The organism is Actinotalea solisilvae, assembly GCF_016464425.1.
GTDB lineage: Bacteria > Actinomycetota > Actinomycetes > Actinomycetales > Cellulomonadaceae > Actinotalea > Actinotalea solisilvae.
Map to the genome: position 1 here is coordinate 65,186 of NZ_JADDKQ010000023.1, position 20,256 is coordinate 85,441.

Annotated in this window: 13 protein-coding genes; 9 read left to right on the plus strand and 4 right to left on the minus strand. The window is 75.1% G+C overall.

Annotated elements, in window-relative coordinates; translation table 11 throughout:
• Positions 1 to 32: 32 nt before the first annotated feature.
• Genes JIG38_RS17305 through narI form a run of 4 tightly spaced genes read left to right on the plus strand, consistent with a single transcriptional unit; the run spans position 33 to position 7,030 of the window.
• Entirely contained in the window at positions 33 to 3,812 is a 3,780-nt protein-coding gene (locus tag JIG38_RS17305; RefSeq protein WP_199424973.1) for a nitrate reductase subunit alpha, read from the plus strand.
• Between the two features lies 1 nt (position 3,813).
• Entirely contained in the window at positions 3,814 to 5,514 is a 1,701-nt protein-coding gene (gene narH, locus JIG38_RS17310) for a nitrate reductase subunit beta (RefSeq protein WP_199424974.1), read from the plus strand.
• Entirely contained in the window at positions 5,511 to 6,272 is a 762-nt protein-coding gene (gene narJ / locus JIG38_RS17315) for a nitrate reductase molybdenum cofactor assembly chaperone (protein WP_307845000.1), read from the plus strand. The genes narH and narJ overlap by 4 nt, the downstream gene beginning before the upstream one ends.
• Positions 6,269 to 7,030 (plus strand): respiratory nitrate reductase subunit gamma, encoded by a 762-nt coding sequence (gene narI, locus JIG38_RS17320; RefSeq protein ID WP_199424975.1) that lies wholly within the window; start codon positions 6,269 to 6,271, stop codon positions 7,028 to 7,030. The genes narJ and narI overlap by 4 nt, the downstream gene beginning before the upstream one ends.
• Before the next feature lie 78 nt (positions 7,031 to 7,108).
• Here the strand turns inward: narI and JIG38_RS17325 are convergent, their stop codons facing one another.
• Both JIG38_RS17325 and JIG38_RS17330 read right to left on the minus strand, forming a co-directional pair.
• Positions 7,109 to 8,128, minus strand: coding sequence for an ATP-binding protein (locus JIG38_RS17325; protein ID WP_199424976.1), 1,020 nt, complete (start codon positions 8,126 to 8,128; stop codon positions 7,109 to 7,111).
• A gap of 150 nt (positions 8,129 to 8,278) precedes the next feature.
• Positions 8,279 to 9,673, minus strand: coding sequence for an urease accessory protein UreH domain-containing protein (locus JIG38_RS17330; protein WP_199424977.1), 1,395 nt, complete (start codon positions 9,671 to 9,673; stop codon positions 8,279 to 8,281).
• Between the two features lie 148 nt (positions 9,674 to 9,821).
• On the opposite strand from JIG38_RS17330, the gene JIG38_RS17335 reads away from it, so the two are divergent.
• Both JIG38_RS17335 and JIG38_RS17340 read left to right on the plus strand, forming a co-directional pair.
• Positions 9,822 to 12,173: a putative bifunctional diguanylate cyclase/phosphodiesterase gene (locus JIG38_RS17335; protein WP_199424978.1), complete on the plus strand. Its 2,352-nt coding sequence runs from the start codon at positions 9,822 to 9,824 to the stop codon at positions 12,171 to 12,173.
• 119 nt (positions 12,174 to 12,292) lie between these two features.
• Complete coding sequence (locus JIG38_RS17340) at positions 12,293 to 14,692, plus strand: EAL domain-containing protein (protein WP_199424979.1); 2,400 nt, start codon at positions 12,293 to 12,295, stop codon at positions 14,690 to 14,692.
• Positions 14,693 to 14,714: 22 nt separating this feature from the next.
• On the opposite strand, the gene JIG38_RS17345 is transcribed toward JIG38_RS17340, so the two are convergent.
• On the minus strand, positions 14,715 to 15,260 hold the full coding sequence (locus tag JIG38_RS17345) for a DUF6328 family protein (protein ID WP_199424980.1): 546 nt from the start codon (positions 15,258 to 15,260) through the stop codon (positions 14,715 to 14,717).
• A 392-nt stretch (positions 15,261 to 15,652) separates the two neighbouring features.
• Complete coding sequence (locus JIG38_RS17350; protein ID WP_199424981.1) at positions 15,653 to 16,225, minus strand: NYN domain-containing protein; 573 nt, start codon at positions 16,223 to 16,225, stop codon at positions 15,653 to 15,655.
• 113 nt (positions 16,226 to 16,338) lie between these two features.
• On the opposite strand from JIG38_RS17350, the gene JIG38_RS17355 reads away from it, so the two are divergent.
• From JIG38_RS17355 to JIG38_RS17365, 3 genes are all read left to right on the plus strand, one after another.
• Entirely contained in the window at positions 16,339 to 16,890 is a 552-nt protein-coding gene (locus JIG38_RS17355; protein WP_199424982.1) for an RNA polymerase sigma factor, read from the plus strand.
• Positions 16,887 to 18,266 (plus strand): hypothetical protein, encoded by a 1,380-nt coding sequence (locus JIG38_RS17360; protein ID WP_199424983.1) that lies wholly within the window; start codon positions 16,887 to 16,889, stop codon positions 18,264 to 18,266. The genes JIG38_RS17355 and JIG38_RS17360 overlap by 4 nt, the downstream gene beginning before the upstream one ends.
• 246 nt (positions 18,267 to 18,512) lie before the next feature.
• Positions 18,513 to 20,126: a glycoside hydrolase family 6 protein gene (locus JIG38_RS17365; RefSeq protein ID WP_199424984.1), complete on the plus strand. Its 1,614-nt coding sequence runs from the start codon at positions 18,513 to 18,515 to the stop codon at positions 20,124 to 20,126.
• Positions 20,127 to 20,256 lie beyond the last annotated feature (130 nt).

Consider the following 20,256-nt stretch of genomic DNA (forward strand, 5'->3'; position numbering starts at 1 on the left):
ACGACGTCGTACCGCACCACCGAGGGAGCCGCATGAACGCCAGCCCGACGAGCCCGACGAGCACGAGCAGCGGGAACGGCCCGGCCGGGCTCGACGGCCCCGCGTCGGACGCCCTGCTGCGGCTCGGCCGGCACCTGCGCCGGGGCGAGGTCTCCGACGACCTGCGCACCCTGCACCGCACGGGCGGGCGCGACGCGGACACCTTCTACCGGGACCGCTGGAGCCACGACAAGGTCGTGCGCTCGACCCACGGCGTCAACTGCACCGGCTCGTGCTCGTGGAAGGTCTACGTCAAGGACGGGATCATCACGTGGGAGTCGCAGCAGACGGACTACCCGTCCGTCGGCCCCGACAGCCCCGAGTACGAGCCCCGGGGGTGCCCGCGCGGCGCCGCGTTCAGCTGGTACACGTACTCGCCGACGCGCGTGCGCTACCCCTACGTGCGCGGCGTGCTGCTCGACCTCTACCGCGCGGCCAAGGCGCGGCTCGGCGACCCGGTGGAGGCGTGGGCCAGCATCGTCGACGACCCGGAGACGGCGCGCCGGTACAAGTCGGTGCGCGGCAAGGGCGGCCTCGTGCGCGCGACGTGGGACGAGGCGGTCGAGATCGTCGCGGCCGCGCAGGTGCACACCATCCGCCGCTACGGCCCGGACCGCATCGCGGGCTTCTCGCCCATCCCCGCGATGTCGATCGTCTCGCACGGCGTGGGGGCGCGGTACCACGCGCTGCTCGGCGCGCCCATGCTGTCGTTCTACGACTGGTACGCGGACCTGCCGGTCGCGTCCCCCCAGGTCTTCGGCGACCAGACGGACGTGCCCGAGTCCGGCGACTGGTGGGACGCCGGGTACCTCATCATGTGGGGCTCCAACGTCCCCGTGACGCGCACGCCGGACGCGCACTGGATGGCCGAGGCGCGCTACCGCGGCCAGAAGGTGGTCGCGGTCTCGCCCGACTACGCCGACAACGTCAAGTTCGCCGACGAGTGGCTCGCGGTCGAGCCGGGGACCGACGGCGCGCTCGCGCTCGCCATGGGCCACGTGACGCTCACCGAGTTCTTCGTCCGGCGCGAGGTCCCGTACTTCACCGACTACGTGAAGACCTGCACCGACCTGCCCTTCCTCGTGCGGCTCGAGGAGCGCGACGGCGTCGTCGTGCCGGGCAAGTTCCTCACGGCCGAGGACCTGCCGGGCGCCGAGGCCCACAGCGAGAACGCGGCCTTCAAGACCGTGCTGGTCGACGCCCGGACGGACCGGCCCGTCGTCCCCGGCGGGTCGCTCGGCTTCCACTACGGCGAGCAGGGCGCGGGCCGGTGGAACCTCGAGCTGGGCGACGTCGACCCGCTGCTGAGCATGGGCGGCCCGGACCTCGGCCGCCCGACCGGCGAGACCGTCGCGGTGGACCTGCCGCGGTTCGACACGCGCGACGGCGCGGCCGCCGTCGTGCGGCGCGGCGTGCCCGTGCGGCGCGTCGGCGACCATCTCGTCACGACCGTGATGGACCTGCTGCTCGCGCAGTACGGCGTGCGCCGCGAGGGGCTGCCCGGCGACTGGCCGACGGGCTACGACGACCCGACCCAGGGCTGCACGCCCGCGTGGCAGGAGCAGTTCACGGGCGTCCCCGCGGCGAAGGCCGAGCGGATCGGCCGCGAGTTCGCGGCCAACGCGGAGGAGTCCCGTGGCCGGTCGATGATCCTCATGGGCGCGGGCACCAACCACTGGTTCCACTCCGACACGATCTACCGCGCGTTCCTCGCGCTCACGACGCTCACGGGCTGCCAGGGCGTCAACGGCGGCGGCTGGGCGCACTACGTCGGGCAGGAGAAGGTCCGGCCCGTCACCGGTCAGCAGATGTACGCGACCGCGAACGACTGGGCGCGTCCGCCGCGCACCATGATCCAGACCGCGTACTGGTACCTGCACACCGACCAGTTCCGCTACGACGCCTTCGGCGCCGACACGCTCTCGGCCGCGACGGCGGGCGGCTCGCTCGCCGGCAAGTCGACGGCGGACGTCATCGCTCAGTCGGCGCGCATGGGCTGGATGCCCTCGTACCCGACCTTCGACCGCAGCCCGCTCCAGCTCGCCGACGACGCCGCCGCGGCCGGCGTGCCCGTGGGGGAGTACGTCCCCGAGCAGCTCAAGGCCGGGACGCTGCGCTTCGCGGCCGAGGACCCGGACGCGCCCGAGAACTTCCCGCGTGTGCTCACGGTGTGGCGCGCCAACCTGCTGGGCTCGTCGGCCAAGGGCAACGAGTACTTCATGCACCACCTGCTCGGCACGGACTCCAACCTGCGGGCGACCGAGGCGCCGCCCGGCTCCCGCCCGCGCGACGTCGTCTGGCACGACGAGGCGCCCACCGGGAAGCTCGACCTCCTGCTGTCGCTCGACTTCCGGATGACGAGCACGACCGTGTTCTCCGACGTCGTCCTGCCGGCCGCGACCTGGTACGAGAAGCACGACCTCAACACCACCGACATGCACCCCTTCGTCAACTCGTTCAGCCCGGCGATCGCGCCCCCGTGGCAGACGCGCACGGACTTCGACGCCTTCCACGCCATGGCCAAGGCGTTCAGCGCGCTCGCGGGGAGGCACCTGGGCGTCCGGCAGGACGTCGTCGCCGTGCCGCTCACGCACGACACCCCGGACGAGATGGCGAACCCGCACGGGCGCGTCCGCGACTGGAAGGCGGGGGAGTGCGAGCCCGTGCCCGGCCGGACGATGCCCAAGCTCGTCGTCGTCGAACGCGACTACGGGGCGATCGCCGCGAAGCTCGCGACGCTCGGGCCCCTGCCCGACACGCTCGGCCTCACGACCAAGGGCGTGACGTTCGACGTCGGCGAGGAGATCGACTACCTGCGGCGCAAGAACGGCGTCGCGCGCGCCCCGGGGACGCCGGCCGACGGCCGGCCGCTGCTCAGCCGTGACGTGCACGTGTGCGAGGCGGTCCTCGCGCTGTCCGGGACGACGAACGGCCGCCTCGCGGTCCAGGGCTTCCACACGCTCGAGAAGCGCACCGGCACGCGCATGGCGGACCTCGCCGCGGAGCACGAGGGCAAGATGGTGACGTTCGCCGACACCCAGGCGGCGCCGACGACGGTCATCACGTCACCCGAGTGGTCCGGGACGGAGCACGGGGGCCGGCGCTACTCGCCGTTCACGGTCAACGTCGAGCGGCGCAAGCCGTGGCACACGCTCACCGGGCGCCAGCACTTCTACCTCGACCACGACTGGATGGCCGAGCTGGGCGAGCAGATGCCCGTCTTCCGGCCCCCGCTCGACATGCAGGCGCTCTTCGACGAGACGCGGCTCGGCGAGGTCGCCGAGACGAGCGCGGGCGTCGCCGGCGCGGGCGGCCTCGGCATCACCGTGCGCTACCTCACGCCGCACAACAAGTGGTCCATCCACTCCGAGTACCAGGACAACCTCTTCATGCTGTCGCTGTCCCGGGGCGGTCCGACGATCTGGATGAGCGACCGCGACGCCGCCAAGGTCGGCATCGGCGACAACGACTGGATCGAGGCGGTCAACCGCAACGGCGTCGTCGTCGCGCGCGCGATCGTCTCGCACCGCATGCCCGAGGGGACGGTGTACATGCACCACGCGCAGGACCGCCTCATCGACGTGCCGCGCTCGGAGACGACGGGCCGGCGCGGCGGGATCCACAACTCGCTGACCCGGCTGCTGGTCAAGCCGAGCCACCTCATCGGCGGGTACGCGCAGCTCTCGTACGCGTTCAACTACCTCGGGCCGACGGGCAACCAGCGCGACGAGGTCACCGTCATCCGACGTCGGTCGCAGGAGGTGGAGTACTGAGATGAGAGTCATGGCTCAGATGGCGATGGTCATGAACCTCGACAAGTGCATCGGGTGCCACACGTGCTCCGTCACGTGCAAGCAGGCGTGGACGAACCGCACGGGCACCGAGTACGTCTGGTTCAACAACGTCGAGACCCGGCCCGGCCAGGGCTACCCGCGCACGTACGAGGACCAGGAGAAGTGGGAGGGCGGCTGGACGCTCAACCGCAAGGGGCGCCTCCAGCTCAAGGCGGGCGGCCGGCTCAAGAACCTGCTCACCGTCTTCGCGAGCCCCAAGCAGCCGTCGCTCGACGAGTACTACGAGCCCTGGACGTACGACTACGAGAACCTCACCAACGCCCCGCTCCAGGAGCACACGCCCGTCGCGCGGCCGAAGTCGCTCATCTCCGGCAAGAACATGAACGTCGCGTGGAGCGCCAACTGGGACGACGACCTCGGCGGCGCCCCCGCGCTCGCGCAGGCCGACCCGGTGCTCCAGAAGGTGTCGGACAAGGTCAAGCTCGAGTTCGAGCAGACGTTCATGTTCTACCTGCCGCGCATCTGCGAGCACTGCCTCAACCCGTCCTGCGCCGCGTCGTGCCCCTCGGGCGCGATCTACAAGCGCGCCGAGGACGGCATCGTGCTCGTCGACCAGGACGCGTGCCGCGGCTGGCGCAAGTGCGTCACGGGCTGCCCGTACAAGAAGGTCTACTTCAACCACCGCACCGGCAAGGCCGAGAAGTGCACGTTCTGCTTCCCGCGCATCGAGGTCGGCCTGCCCACCATCTGCTCCGAGACGTGCGTCGGGCGGCTGCGCTACATCGGCCTCGTCCTGTACGACGCCGACCGCGTGCTCGAGGCCGCGAGCGAGCCGGACGAGACGAAGCTCCTCGCCGCGCAGCGCAGCGTCTTCCTCGACCCGGACGACCCCGTCGTCCAGCGCGAGGCCGAGCGTGCGGGCATCCCGCGCGACTGGGTCGAGGCCGCGCAGCGCTCGCCGATCTGGTCGCTCATCCACCGCTACGAGGTGGCGCTGCCGCTGCACCCGGAGTACCGGACGCTGCCCATGGTCTGGTACATCCCCCCGCTGTCTCCGGTGGTCGACGTCGTCGCCGAGACGGGCGAGGACGGCGAGGACGCCGGCAACCTCTTCGCCGCGATCGACACCCTGCGGATCCCCGTCGAGTACCTCGCGGGGCTCTTCACCGCGGGGGACACCGCGCCCGTGACCGCGGTGCTGCAGCGCCTCGCGGCGATGCGGTCCTACATGCGCGACCTCAACATGGGCCGCCCGGGCAACCCGGAGATCCCGGCGTCCGTCGGCATGGAGGAGGGCGCGCTGCAGGAGATGTACCGGCTGCTCGCCCTCGCGAAGTACGACGAGCGCTACGTCATCCCGGCCGCGCACGCCGAGCAGGCGCACGGCCTCGAGGAGCTCGCGACCGAGTGCGCGCTCGACTACGAGGGCGGGCCGGGCATGAACGAGTCCGGGCCGTTCGGCGAGGGGTCGGGCGGCGCGTTCCGCAACGACCCCATCGCGGTGGAGAACTTCCACATGCTCCAGCAGCGGCAGACGGCCGACACGGTCGCCGACCCTTCGACGCGGCGCGCCAAGGTCAACCTGCTCAACTGGGACGGCAAGGGCGCGCCCGAGGGCCTGTTCCCGCCGCGCGACGCCGAGCCGGGCGCCGGTCCCGACGCGCCCGGGGGGCAGTCGTGAACCGCGTCGCGCGGGCTCGTGCCGCGCGGCGCGTGACGGGGCGGCACACGGCGGTGGTCCACCGCCTCGCGGCGCTGCTCCTCGAGTACCCGGGCCCCGAGCTCGTCGAGCGCGTCCCGCTGCTGCGCGCCGCGGCGGCCGAGCTGCCCGACCACCTGCGCACGCCGCTCGACGCGCTCGTCGACCACGTCGCGTCGACGCCGCTCGGGGACCTGCAGTCCGAGTACGTCGCGACGTTCGACCTGCGCCGTCGCTGCTCGCTCTTCCTCACGTACTTCGCGTACGGGGACACGCGCAAGCGGGGCGTGGCGCTCGTCGAGATCAAGCAGGCCTACCGTCGCGCCGGCCTCGAGCCGTCCGACGACGAGCTGCCCGACCACCTGTGCGTCGTCCTGGAGTTCGCGTCGTCCGAGCGCGACGAGGACCGCGAGGCGGGGATCGGTCTGCTGCTCGAGCACCGTGCGGGCCTCGAGCTGCTGCGCCTCGCCCTGCTCGAGGCCGGCTCCCCGTGGGCCGGGGCGCTCGTCGCGGTGTGCGCGACGCTCCCGCCCCTCGGCGGCGACGAGCACGCGGCCGTCGCGCGGCTGGCCGCCGAGGGACCGCCCGGCGAGGAGGTCGGGCTCGAGCCGTTCGCGCCGCCGTCGTACCTCGGGCAGGCGCCCGAGCCCGCGCTGACGGGCCCCCTGGCCGGGCCCGGCCGCTCCGTCGCCGGGACCTCCGGCCCCCAGTTCCTGCCGATGCCGGGAGTCCGCCCATGACCACCACCGACACCCTGCTCTGGGTCGTCGTGCCCTACGTGTGCCTCGCGATCTTCGTGCTCGGGCACGTGTGGCGGTACCGCTACGACCGGTTCGGCTGGACGACGCGCTCGTCGCAGCTCTACGAGAGCCGCCTGCTGCGCTGGGCGAGCCCCATGTTCCACTTCGGGATCCTCGCGGTCTTCCTCGGGCACGTCATGGGCCTCGGGGTGCCGAAGGCGTGGACCGAGGCCGTCGGCATGACCGAGGAGGTCTACCACTTCCTCGCCGTGAGCGTGGGCGCGGTCGCGGGCGTGTGCACGGTCGTGGGCATGGCCCTGCTCATCTACCGGCGCCGTACGGTCGGCCCCGTGTTCAGCGCGACGACGCGCATGGACAAGGCCATGTACCTGGTGCTCGCCGTCGTCATCGCGCTGGGCATGTGGAACACGATCGCGGGCTCGATCCTCAACCTCGGCGGTCACTACGACTACCGCGACGGCGTCTCGGTGTGGTTCCGGGGCATCTTCCGGTTCGACCTGCACCCCGAGCTCATGGCCGAGGCGCCGCTCGGGTTCCAGCTGCACGGCATGAGCGCGATGCTGCTCTTCGCGCTCTGGCCGTTCACGCGCCTGGTCCACGTGTTCAGCGCGCCCGTGGGCTACCTGTGGCGGCCGTACGTCGTCTACCGGTCGCGCCCGGACCGGCTGGGCGCGCGCGCGTCGCGCCGCGGCTGGGAGCGCGTCGAGCGCCGTCCGGAGACCACCGGGCGGCGCTGAGGGCGACGGTCGACGCCCGTCGAGTACCCACGGGGCGTCGACGGGCGGGCCGTCGGCCCGCCGTGGTCGGTCCGGTGGTCAGTCCAGCTCGCCCGTCCACGGCCGGGGCGGCTGACCCTCGGTCTGGCGGAGCATCTCCTCGACCATCCAGTCGCGGAACTCCACGAGCCGCGGCGGCGTCGCGAGGCTCAGCAGGGCGGCCCCCGCGGCGTACTCGTCGAGCGCCTCCATCGCGGCCTGCCAGGCGAGGACGAGCTCGCGGCTGCTCGCGACGGCGGGGAAGGCGAGGTCGACGGTGTCGTCGCCGCGCAGCAGCGCGTCGGTGCGCTGCTGGTCGATGACGCCGAGCTCGCTGCTGTAGGACGTGGTCAAGCGCTCGGCCAGCGTGACGAGCCGGGCCGGCGCGATCGTCGGGGCCGTCGCCTGGCTGAGCAGCGCGCACTCGCGCAGCACGCCGGCCGTGTGCTCGCGCGCCCGGATCCCGAGCCGCACGGGGTAGTCGACCAGGACGATGGCGACGGCGCCGTCGGCCGGCGCGACCTGCTCGAGCGGCGACGGCACGCGCGGGGTCGGCAGCACGGGCGTCGACTCGCCGGTCCACGGGCCGACGAGGAGCTCGTCGTCGTCCGGCCAGGCGGCGAGCAGCGCCTCCGCGTCGTGCTCGACCTGGCCGCTCACGTCGTGCGCGGCGTCGAGCTCGCACCACACCGACTTCGCGTCGCCCTCGAGGAGGTCGACGCCCCACGCGCGCGCGAGCAGGCCGACCATCTCCATCCCGCGCCCGGTCGCGGACCGCACGGTGTGGACGAGACGTCGCGGGATCGACGTCGAGCGGTCGCGGACCTCGAGCCGCACCGCCTCGCCGAGGTCCTCGACGTGGACCTGCACCTCGGTGCGCGCGTGCAGCACCGCGTTCGTGACGAGCTCGGAGATGCACGCCTCGGCCCGGTCGACCAGGTCGGCGTCGTGCCCGGCCAGCACGTCCTGCACGAACCTCCGCGCCCGGGGGACGGAGGCGGCCTCGGCGGGGAGGCTGAGCACGCCCGGGAGGGGCGCCGACGGGCTCGCGGCCGTGCGGGGTTCCCGCTGCTCGCTCATCGTGGCCTCCGCGGACCGCCTGGGCTCGGACATGTCAGGACACAGGGTGAGAGCACGGTCACCTTCGACCATGACGCGACTTTTCCCCATCATCGCGCCAGGTGGTCCTGGGCGCCTCACGGCGCCGGCGTGCGGCGCCCGCGCGGGTGCTCATGCCTCCGGGCCCCCGCTCACGCCGGCGGGCGCCGCGACGACGTCGACGACCCCTCGGTACATGCCCATCGCGCACGAGTAGTGCAGCCGGCCCGTCTCCTGCGGCGTGAACTCGAAGACGTTGACCCCCGGCTCGAGGAGGACCGTCGACAGCCCCAGGTCGGGCGCGTAGAGCGCGCTCGCGCATCCGGGGGTGACGGAGTCCACCTCCCACCGGACCGGGACCCCGACGCGGACCGTGGCCACCGCGGGCGCGTAGCCCGCGCCGTCCTGGACGGTGCGCACGACCTGGACGCCGTCCTCGAGCGGCGCGAGCGGCGCGGACGCCGCCCCCGCCGTCGCGGCCGCGGGCGCGACGAGGCCGGGCGCGAGGACGGTGACCGCGCCGGCGACGTTGACCGCCGCGAACGCGAGGACCGCCACGCCGGCGACGCGCAGCACCCGCGGGGCGAGCGCGCCGCGCGCGGCCGCGGTGAGACCCGCGAGCCCGAGCAGCCCCGGCGCGGTGCCGCACGCGAACGCGGTCATGACGAGCGCCGCGCGGAGCGGGTCGGCCGTCGAGACCGCGTAGAGCTGGACGACCTGGGTGATGCCGCACGGCAGCAGGAACGTGGTGGCACCGAGGAGGGCGGCGCGGGCGTCGGGCCCGAGGCGCCGCCCCGCGGGCGCGTCGCCGTCGAGCCCCAGCCGCGAGGCGAGGCCCGCCGGGAGGGCCGGGACCAGGGTGGTCAGCCGGGGCGACACGGCCGTGAGCTGGAGCCCGAGCGCGACCATCGCGGCCGAGACGACGAGGGTCACGAGGGCGACCGCGCCGCCGCTCAGCCGGACGGCGCTGCCGAGGACCCCGAGCAGGGCGCCGCCCGCGGCGAACCCCGCGACCCGACCCGCACCGAAGAGGAGGTGCGGTCGCAGGCGCCGCGCGAGCGGCGCGTCGGGCCGCTGCTGCGCGCCGCGCGCGGCGACGCCCAGCACGATCCCGCCCACGAGTGCCATGCACGTGGAGAAGCCCGCGGTCACGCCCAGCCCGACGACGAGGAGCAGGCCGCCCGTCCCGAGCGTGCCCCCGAGCCGCGCCGGGTCGGTCCAGCCCGTCGCGTGCGCGACGGCGACGAGGCCGACGAGGACCACGGCCGCCACGGCGACGTCCGCCCACACGCGGCTGTCGCGCGAGAGCCAGGCGCGCGTGTCCTCGCCGACCTCGTACCCGGCTCCCGCGACCGCCTGGACCAGCAGGCGGCGGGGGACCCGTCCGGTGGTGCGCACGCGCGCCCGGCCGCGCGTGCTCGAGACGCGCGCCTCCGCGACGCCCGGCACGCGCCGCAGCGCGGCGCGCACGCGGACCTCGCACGCCCGGCACGTCATGCCGCGCACGGGCAGGTCGATGTCTGCCATGGAGTGCTCCTCGGCCGGCGGCCCAGGTGCCGGCGCTGCGCCCACGCTAGGCGCTCCCGGCGTCCCGACCGAGGGACCAACGGCCGGGAGGATCGGGCCCGCGCGAACCTGTCACGTCCGGGCAGGCCCTGCCGATGGGGGTCCCGAGATGAGTGACGCACACCCCACCCCCGAGGCCGCCGGCCCGCCGCCGCACCGCGCGCCCCTCGCGTCCGGCGCGCCCGGCACGCCGGGCACGGCCGGCGGGGGGACGCCGGGTGGCGAGGTCGCCGCGCTGCGCGCGCAGCTCACCGACCTCCAGGACGCGGCTGCGGACCTCGTCGGCGCCGACGACGCCGACACCGTCCTCGCGCGCCTGCGCGACCGCGCCGCGGCCGCGGTGCTCTCGACGGCGTGCGTCGTCGTCGCCGACGCTCGCGACGGGCGGCCGCCGGTCGTGCACGCGCGCGGCCTGGCCGCCGTGCGGGTCGCCGCCCTCGCGGACGCGCTGCTGGCCGGCGAGGAGCCCGAGGCCGGTGCCGTCGTCGTCGAGATCGCCTCCGCGCGCCGGCACCACGGCTGGATCGCGGTGCTCGGCACGGCTGCCGGGCGCTGCCCGCGGGACGAGCACGACCGCCCGCTGCTCCAGGCGTACGCGCGGCACGCCGCCGCGGGCCTCGACCTGCTCGACGCGCTCGAGGACAGCCGCCGGGAGGCCGGCCGGGCGCATGAGCTCCTCGCGCTCGCGCACGGCCTGGCGACAGCGCCGGACGCCCAGGCGGTCGCGACCGTCGTCGCGGAGGCGGTCCCCGCGATCGTCGGCAGCGACGGCGCGTCCCTCATGCTCTGGGACCCGGCGCGCGGCGCGCTGCGCACCGTCGCGACCGCGGGGATGACCCCGGAGCAGGCCGAGCTGCTGCGCGGCGCCGAGATCAGCGCCGACTCGATCCCCGAGGTCGTCGACCTCATCACGCGCCGGAGGCCGCTGCTGCTCGACGCCGACCGGGTGAGCCGTCCCCTGTCCGCGCTGCTCGGGGCCGTGGGTGCGCGCTCGCTCGTCGTCGTGCCGCTCGTCGGCGACGGGGCGCTGCTCGGGATCGTCACGGCGAGCTGGCGGGGCCGCTCGGCCCAGCCCTCCGCCGAGGACGTGCTGCACCGGTGCACGGGCGTCGCCGACCACGCCGCCACCGCGCTGCAGAACGCGCGGCTCCTCGAGACCGTGCGCCACCAGGCCCTGCACGACGCGCTCACCGGCCTGCCCAACCGCGTCCTGTTCACCAGCGAGCTCGAGGACGGGCTCCGGCGCGTCGCCCCGGGACACCCGACCGCTGTGCTCTTCTGCGACGTCGACCGCTTCAAGACCGTCAACGACCAGCTCGGGCACGCCGCGGGCGACGAGCTGCTGCGCCAGGTCGCCGCGCGCCTGCGGGGCGAGCTGCGCCCCGCCGACGTCGTCGGCCGGCTCAGCGGGGACGAGTTCGCGGTGCGCCTCGCCGACGCGGACGAGCAGACGGCGGTGGCCGTCGCGCGCCGGATCGTCGACGCGCTCGACCAGCCCTTCCGCATCGAGGGCCGCGAGGTCCGGATCACCGTGAGCGTGGGCGTCGCGGTCCACGTGGGGGCCGACGGGCGCGGCGAGCGCCTCGTCGCCGCCGCCGACGCCGCGATGTACGAGGCCAAGGAGCGCGGGCGCAACCAGGTCGCCGTCGCGGGCGCCGTGCCCGGGGCGCGCGTCGTGCCCTCGCTCGAGGCCGAGCTCGCGGGCGCCGTCGAGAGCGGTCAGCTCCGCCTGTACTACCAGCCCGTGCTCGACGTCGGCTCGAGCGGGCTCGACGTCGTCGGCGCCGAGGCGCTGCTGCGCTGGGCGCACCCGCGCCTCGGCCTGCTCGGACCGGCCGCGTTCCTGCCCCTCGCCGAGGAGTCGGGGCTCGTGTCGCGCCTCGACCTGTGGGCGGTGCGTGCCGCGTGCGCGGCGCTCGCGAGCTGGCCGCAGGCCGTGGGCACGGTGCCGCTGCGCGTCGCCGTCAACCTCGCGAGCCGCACCCTCCTCGACCCCGACCTCGTCCCGACCGTGCGCACCGCGCTCGCCGAGAACGGCGTGAGCGGCGACCAGCTGCACCTCGAGCTCGTCGAGAGCCGGGCGCTCGCGGACCTGCCCGGCGTCGTCGAGCGGCTCGTCGAGCTGCGTCGGCTCGGCGTGCGCATCTCGCTCGACGACTTCGGCACGGGCTACTCGACCCTCACCTGGCTCCAGTCGCTCCCGATCGACCAGATCAAGATCGACCGCAGCTTCGTCAAGCGGCTCACGACCGACGTCGCGTCGGCCGCCGTCGTGCGCGGCGTCATGGCCCTCGCGCGCGAGCTCGACATCGAGGTCATCGCCGAGGGCGTCGAGGAGCAGGGGCAGCTGGCGATGCTGCAGGACCTCGGGTGCTCGATGGCCCAGGGATACCTGCTCGGCCGCCCCGGGCCCGCGCTCGAGCTGCGGGTCGCCGACGGCCTCGGCTCCGCCGGCCGCTGACGTGCCGGGCGCCTGCCCGGGTCCGGGTGCGCTCGCGTTCGCCCGTCCGGCCCAGCGGGTGAAGATCACCGGCCCGGGATCCTTGAGGTCGGCCGTGTCCGGCCGATGGGGCGGGTGACATGGGACCTGCACAGACCCGCGACGCGGGCACCACAGCGGGCCGGGTGCCGTCGCCCCGCGCCGACGCCGGCGAGGCGCTGCCCGACGGCGGCCGCCGCTCCCTGCTGCCCCGCGGGCGTCGCGAGCGCGAGCTGGAGGCGGAGAACGCGGCGCTGCGCGCGCAGCTCGAGGAGCTGCGGCAGGCGGCGTCCGACCTCGTCGGGAGCGACGACGTCGAGACCGTGCTCCAGCGTGTGGTCGACCGCGCCGCGTCGGCCGGGCTGACGTCGGCGGCCCTGCTCGTCGTCGACGCGCCCGACGGGACGCCGCTGTGGCGCGCGCACGGCCTCCAGCGGCCGGAGGCGGCGCAGCTCGCCGTCCGCGTGCGCCGCGGCGAGGACCTCGGCGTCGGCGCCGTCGTGGCCGACGTCGTCTCGACGCGCCGTGCGCACGGCCGCCTCGTCGCGTTCTACCCGGGCGCCGACGCCGCGGCGCAGGGCCACTTCCTCGTCGAGGCGTGCGCACAGCACGCCGCGGCCGCGCTCGACCTCCTCGCGGCGGTCGACGAGAACCGCACCGAGGCGCACCGCGCGACGGCGCTCCTGCGGCTCGCGCACGACCTCGCCGTCGCCGAGGACGCCACCGCCGTCGCGCAGGTGACGGCGGACGCGCTACCGCGCATCGTCGGCAGCCGGACCGCCGCGGTGCTCCTGCCCGAGCCCGGCGCCGAGGCGCTCGTGCCCGTCGCGACGAGCGGCCTGGGGGAGGACCGGCGCGGCTGGCTCACGGGCGTCCGCCTGCGGTTCGCGGCGCTGCCCGAGCTCGCGCCGCTCGCGCAGCGGCGCGAGCCCGTCCTGCTGACGTCGGGCGCCGCGAGCCCCGTGCTGGCCGACCTCATGACGCGCATGGGGCTCACCGCGATGCTCGCGGCGCCCCTGCTGGCGGGGGAGGCGCTCATGGGCATCGTGCTCGTCGGGTGGGACGGCGACGCGCGCTCGGTCGAGCTCGACGAGGCGCGCGTGCGGGTCCTCGGCGCGACCGACCAGGCCGCGACCGCGCTGCAGAACACGCGCCTGCTCGCGACGGTGCGGCACCAGTCGCTCCACGACGCGCTCACCACGCTGCCCAACCGCGTGCTGTTCGCGCGGTCGCTCGACGCCACCCTGCGCCGTGCGGGCGCGGGCGTCGGCACGTGCGTCCTGTTCTGCGACCTCGACAGCTTCAAGCGCGTCAACGACGAGCTGGGCCACGCCGCGGGCGACGAGCTGCTGCGCCAGGTCGCCCAGCGCATCCGCACCCAGGTGCGCGGCGGCGACGTCGTCGCGCGGCTCAGCGGGGACGAGTTCGCGGTCGCGCTCGTGGGGACGCAGGAGGAGGCGCTCATCGTCGCTCAGCGCATCGTCTCCGCGCTCGAGCAGCCCTTCCGCCTCGAGGGTCGTGACGTGCGCGTCACGACGAGCGTCGGCGTCTGCGCGCACGTGGGTCCCGACGGCCAGGGCGACCGCATGCTCGCGGCGGCCGACCAGGCGATGTACGGCGCCAAGCAGCGCGGGCGCAACCAGGTCGTCGTCGCGGACGACCTCGAGCGCGGGCCGGTGGTGCCGTCGCTCGAGGCCGAGCTCGCCGAGGCCGTGGGTGCGGACCAGCTGCGCCTGTTCTTCCAGCCCCTCGTGGGCGTCGAGGCGACCGGGTGCGCCGTGCGCGGCGCCGAGGCGCTCCTGCGCTGGGCGCACCCGCGGCTCGGCCTCCTCGCGCCGGCGTCCTTCCTCCCGCTCGCGGAGGAGACCGGCCTCATCACCGAGCTCGACCTGTGGGCGGTGGACGCCGCGTGCGCCGCGCTCGCCGACGAGTCCCGCGCGGGCGGGACGCTGCGCGTCGCGGTCAACCTCTCCTCGCGCACGCTCGTCGACCCGCGCCTCGTGCCCGCGGTGCACGCCGCGCTCACGGCGCACGGGATCGAGCCGTCGCGCCTGCACCTCGAGGTCGTCGAGAGCAGCGCGCTGCGGGACCTGCCCGGCGTCGTGGACGCGATGCGGCGGCTGCGGGAGCTCGGCGTGCGCATGGCGCTCGACGACTTCGGCACGGGCTACTCCACGCTCGCGTGGCTGCACTCGCTGCCCGTGGACCAGATCAAGATCGACCGCAGCTTCGTCGCGCGGCTGCACACGGACCCCGCCTCGCTCGCCGTCGTGCGCGCGGTCCTGGGACTCGCCCACGAGCTCGGGATCGAGGTCGTCGCCGAGGGCGTCGAGGAGGAGGCGCAGCTCGCGGCGCTGCGCGAGGCGGGGTGCGGGATGGTGCAGGGCTACCTGCTCGGCCGGCCGGCGCCCGCGTTCCGCAACGAGCTCGACGACCACTTCCCCGTCGTGCCGCGCCAGCGCAGCGGCCGTCACCAGCTCTCGGCGGCGCAGGTCCCCTGACGTCGGCGAGAGGCCGACCCCGTCAGGGCGCCGCGGTGCCGTCCTCGAGCTCGTCGGGCTTGCGCGCGTGCCGCCGGACCAGCACGGCGGGGAGGGCGAACCACGCCAGGACCAGGAACAGCAGCAGGCCGCCCGCCACGGCGAACGCCGCGACGTGGCTGACGACGACGTCGACCACGAGGAGCACGACGCCCGCGACGACGAGGGACAGCGTGACGAGCCCGACGCGCATGAACAGGTCGGCGCTGCGTACGAGCGACGACTTCGCGCGGCGCCGGAAGAGCCAGCGGTGGAGGCTCACCGGCGCGACCATGAGGCCCGTCGTCACCGCGGCGAGGACCACGAGCACGAGGTAGAGGAGCTTCTGGGTCGACGTCAGCTCCGTGAAGCGCTGCTGGAACGGCACGGTGAGCAGGAAGCCGGTGAGGATCTGGATGCCGGTCTGCGTGACGCGCAGCTCCTGGAGGATCTCGTTCCAGTTGCGGTCGAGCTTCTCGATCGGCGTCTCGCGCCGCCCGTCCGGGCCGGGGGTGCGCAGGTCGTCGTCGACGCGGTGGGGGGAGGCCATGGCCACATCGTGGCGGAGGGCGCGATGGTCCGCGCGCGGTGCGTGGGCGGGGCGCGAGATCTCGCGCGGCGGGCAGAAGTGCGCCCCCGCCCACCGAGGTGGACGGGGGCGTGCGACCGCGTCTCACCCGCACAAGGTGTGGCGCGCATCATCGACCCCGCTGGGGCCGGGTCGCCGCTCTCGCGGTGACCTGGAGGCTTGAAGAGACCATAGACCGGCCATGACCCTCGCGCACCAGGGACGACGAAATCCGTGGTGGGGCCTGCCGCGGGTCAGGTGGGCCCCACGGGATCGCAACGGTTCGTCCCGAGGCGTGGCCAGCCGAGGGCCGTCCTGCGACCCCCGCGCGGGTCGCGGCCCGAGACGCCGGCGTCGGCCTCGCTCTTGGGGCCTCAGAGGTAGCGCGTCGGGTCGAACTCGGTGAGCGGGATGATCCGCAGGCGCGGCAGGCGCACGTTGAACGCGCGCACGTCGGACTCGAGGTCGAACACCTCGAGCCCGCCGTCGGTGAGCTGCTGGAGCGCCGTGCTCGTGAACTCCTTGAAGGCGAGCATCCCGACGTTGCGGCCCGGGCCGAGGAGGGCGGCGAGCTGGGGCGCGAAGTCGCCGTCGTGGCTCGCGAGGAGCACGTCCCCGCCGCGGTCGGCGAGCGCGTCGAGCGTGCGCTGGATGCCGATGTCGACGACCTTCTCGTGCGCCTCGCCCGCGAGGGGGATCGGCTGGAAGCCGATGGCGACGAGCGCCTGGACGAACGACATCGGCATCGTGCCGTTGGACGCGTTGAGGAAGAACAGGCCCTTGACGTCGTCGCCGTCCCAGACCGTGCGGGCGAACTCCAGCACGCGCTCCCAGCGCGGGCGCTCCTCGGGCGACGGGCGGGCGCCGAGGATCGAGCCGCCGAGCGTGGCGTCGATGTTCTCGCCGTCGACGAGCAGGTAGGTCGTCCGCGTCGCCGGTTCGCTCACGGCCCGAGCCTAGGTGCCGGGACCCGCGGATTCACCCCCAACGTCCGGGTGTCGGCGCGCGTTGTGTGGTCGGGTGTCGGCGACGACCGGCGCGACGGACGAGAGGGACGTGCGTGAGCGAGTGGCGAGCGGTGCTGGAGGCGGTGATCCGGGAACGGCGCCCAGCCCTGGTGGGGTACGCGTGCCTGTTCGTCCGGGACCGGTCGGCGGCGGAGGACCTGGTGCAGGAGGCGCTCGTGCGCACGTTCGCACGGCGACGGACGTTCGGCGACGTGCACCAGGCGGAGGGCTACGCGCGGCAGGCGATCCGCACCGCGTTCCTCGACCAGGCGCGCAAGGACACGACCTGGCGCTCCAGGCGTCACCTCTTCTCCGACGACGCCGCGGCGCGGGGACCCGAGAGCGCCGCCGGCGCCTCGGTGGACGTGCGCGCCGCGCTCGCGACGCTGAGCCCGCGGGAGCGGGCGTGCGTCGTCCTGCGCTTCTTCGACGACCTCACGGTTGCCGACATCGCCGCGCACCTCGGTGTCGGCGAGGGCGCCGTCAAGCGCTACCTGCACGACGGCGCCGCCAAGCTCCGCGTGAGCCTGGCCGTCGAGATCGCGGACGACGAGATCGGCGGCGCCGCCGCCACCCTGACGATCATCCCCGGGAGGGCATCGTGACCAGCCGTGACCTGCACGACCTCCTGCGCGACTTCGCGCACGAGGAGGGCGCCGCCTCGGCGGCCACCGCACCGGACCCCGCGCTCGAGGCGCGCGCGCTCGGCGCGCGCATCGCCCGGCAGCGGCTCGTGCGCACCGGTGCCGCGTCGCTCGGCGCCGCGGCCGCCGTCGTCGTGCTCGCGGTCGCCGTCCAGGCGGCCGGGCCGGAGCCCGCTCCGCCCGCGACGCCGACGCCGTCGCCCGCCCCGAGCGAGTCGGCCGCGCCCAGCCCCACGCCGACCGCGACGCCGGCGCCTGCGCCGACGCCGACCCCGACGGCGCCGGTCCCGACGGGCGTGACGGTCCACCCGGACCTCCCGCCCGCGCAGGCCCTGCCCGACGGCCTCCTGGGGGCGACGAGCCCGGGCTGGGCGCTGGTGACCTACGGCGCCGGGGCGGAGGTGGGCCCGGTCGTGCTCTACCTGGTCAGCCCCGAGGGCGTGGTCTACGAGGTGCCCACCGAGGTGCCGCTGCGCAGGAGCCCGGAGCGCGGGGGCGGGACGTCGCTGGTCGACTGGCTGCCCGGCACGTCGCTCGCAGTCGTCGCCCAGGACGGGACCGGCGGCGCGACGGAGCACGCCGTGGTCGACCTCCTCACCGGCGAGGTCGACGGCGTGCTCGAGACCGGGGACGACCAGCCGGGTCCGCGGTTCGTGAGGGACGGCACGACGGACGTGCTCGTGACCCGGTACGCGACCGACAACACCGCCGAGCTGGTCACGACCGTGACCGTGGAGCGTCGGACGAGCCAGGGCGAGCTCGTCGCGGCCCTGCCTGCCTACACGCAGCTCCCCGGGTTCAACGACGGGGTCCTCGACGCCACGGGGACGCGCCTCCTGGTGGGGTCGACGTCCGGGGTCCAGGTCCTGGACACCCGCGACCTCACCGCGCTGCACAGCGTCCCGATGCCCGCCTACGGCACGGGCGGCTGCCAGCACGCGTGGTTCGTGGGCGACGACGTCGTCCTGGGGTGCTCGACCGCACTGGGGACGGCGGACCTGTGGCTGAGCGGCGAGGGTGGGCTCACCACCCTCGCGTCCGGGCTCCCCGGTGACCCGTGGTCGACGTTCGGCACCGATCGCGGCGTCGTCGTGGCGGACCACACCGGCGGTGCGGCCACCGAGGTGCTCCCCGACGGCACGCGGCAGGCGGTGCCGTGGTCGCAGCGGGTCGTCGTGGTCTCGGCGGCCGTCCCGGGCGGCGCGCTCGTGCTGCAGGTGAGCCAGGGCGAGAGCCCCATGAGCGTGGGCCGGTACGACGTCGCCTCGGGCAGCGTGGTGACGCTGCTCGCCGGGGTGCGGCCGGAGGCGAGCCTCACCCTGGTCGACGCGCGGTGACGGAGGTCTGAGGACGGCGGTCCGCGACGGGCACCACCGGCTCCGGCCGGGGGTGCCCGTCGCGCGCGGGGCCCGCGTGTCCCGCGGCACGGGATCTCTTGACCGGTCAACCCGATCGGGACAGAGTGGACACCGGCACGCGCATCGGAGCGCTCCCATCGCCCGCTCACCCTCGGCCGGGGTGCCCGGACGCGCGCCGTCCGGAGCGGGTTCGAGGCCCCCACGCGGGGCACGAAGGAGTCGACGATGACTGCACCACGCCGCCGCACCACCCCGTCCGCTGTCGCGGGCCTCCCGCCCGGCCGTCGACGGCGCAGACGCGCCGCCGTGCTCGCGGGCGTCGCGGCGGGTGCCCTCGCCCTCGCCGTCGCCGGACCCGCCCAGGCCGCGAACGACGTCGTCGCGCCCGGGACCGAGCTCTACGTCGACCCGCACAGCAGCACGGTCGAGGCCGCGGCCGGACTCACGGGGCAGGCGCGCGCCGACGCGCTCCTGCTCGCGAGCGTGCCGACGGCGACGTGGCTGACCGCGGGCACGCCGGCCGAGGTGCAGGCCGCGGCCGCGGACCTCGTCGGCGACGCGGCCCTCCAGGGCGAGGTGCCCACGCTCGTCGCGTACAACCTGCCGTTCCGCGACTGCGCGCAGTACTCGGCGGGCGGCGCGACGAGCGTCGCGGAGTACACCGCCTGGGTGGACGCGCTCGCCGCGGGCATCGGCGACGGCGCGGCCGTCGTCGTGCTCGAGCCCGACGGGCTCGGGATCATCCCGCACTACACGCCCGCGGGCGCGAGCGAGCCCGAGTGGTGCCGCCCGGCCGAGGCCGACCCGGCCACCGCCGCCGCCGACCGCTTCGTGATGCTCAACCACGCGGTCGACGTCCTCACGGTCCTCCCGCGCACCGCCGTCTACCTCGACGGCACCCACACGGGCTGGCTGGGCGTCGGCGACATCACCGACCGCCTGATCCAGGCCGGCGTCGAGCGCGCGGACGGGTTCTTCCTCAACGCGTCGAACTACCAGGAGACGCCGAGGCTGCAGAAGTACGCGGCGTGGGTCGCGCAGTGCATCGACCTGTCGGTGAGCACCTGGTGGGAGCCCGCGTGGTGCGCGAGCCAGTACTACCCGGCCACCCCGTCGGACTTCTCCACCTGGGGCCTGACCGACGACGCCTACGCCCAGGCCTACGCGGACACCGGGCGCACGCCCGACCCGGCGACCATGAAGCACGCCGTCATCGACACGAGCCGCAACGGCCAGGGCCCGTGGACGCCGCCCGCCGGCGTCTACCCGGACCCCGAGGACTGGTGCAACCCGCCGGACCGCGGCCTCGGCCTGCGCCCGACCACGGACACGGGCGACCCCTACGTCGACGCGTTCGTGTGGATCAAGGTGCCCGGCGAGTCCGACGGCCAGTGCTTCCGCGGGCTCGGCGGACCGCTCGACCCCGTCCGGGGCATGGTCGACCCGCCCGCGGGCGGCTGGTTCCCCGAGCAGGCGCGTGAGCTCATCGCGCTCGCGGTCCCGCCGATCGCGGCGCCGACGTGCGAGGTCTCGTACACCGTCCACGGGTCGTGGCCGGGCGGGTTCATCGCCCAGGTGTGGGTCAAGAACACCGGGACGACGCGGATCGACGGCTGGGACCTCGAGTGGACCTTCGGCGGCGACCAGACGATCCGCGAGATCTGGGGCGCCGACGCCACGCAGGTGGGGCAGCGCGTCACGGCGACGAGCGAGTCGTGGAACACGGTGATCAAGCCGAACCGCCGCACGACGTTCGGCTTCCTCGGCCGCGGCGACCCGGCCCAGGGCCTGCCCCCGCTCCAGATCACCCTGAACGGCGCCCCCTGCACCGTCCCGTGACGCGCTGACGCGCACCGTCACGCCGAGGTCGCTGGTTCCGCCCGAGGTCGCTGGTTCAGACCAGCGACCTCGGCGCGGACCAGCGACCTCGGCGGGGGGGGGGGGGGGGGGCGGGCGCGCGGCGCCGGCC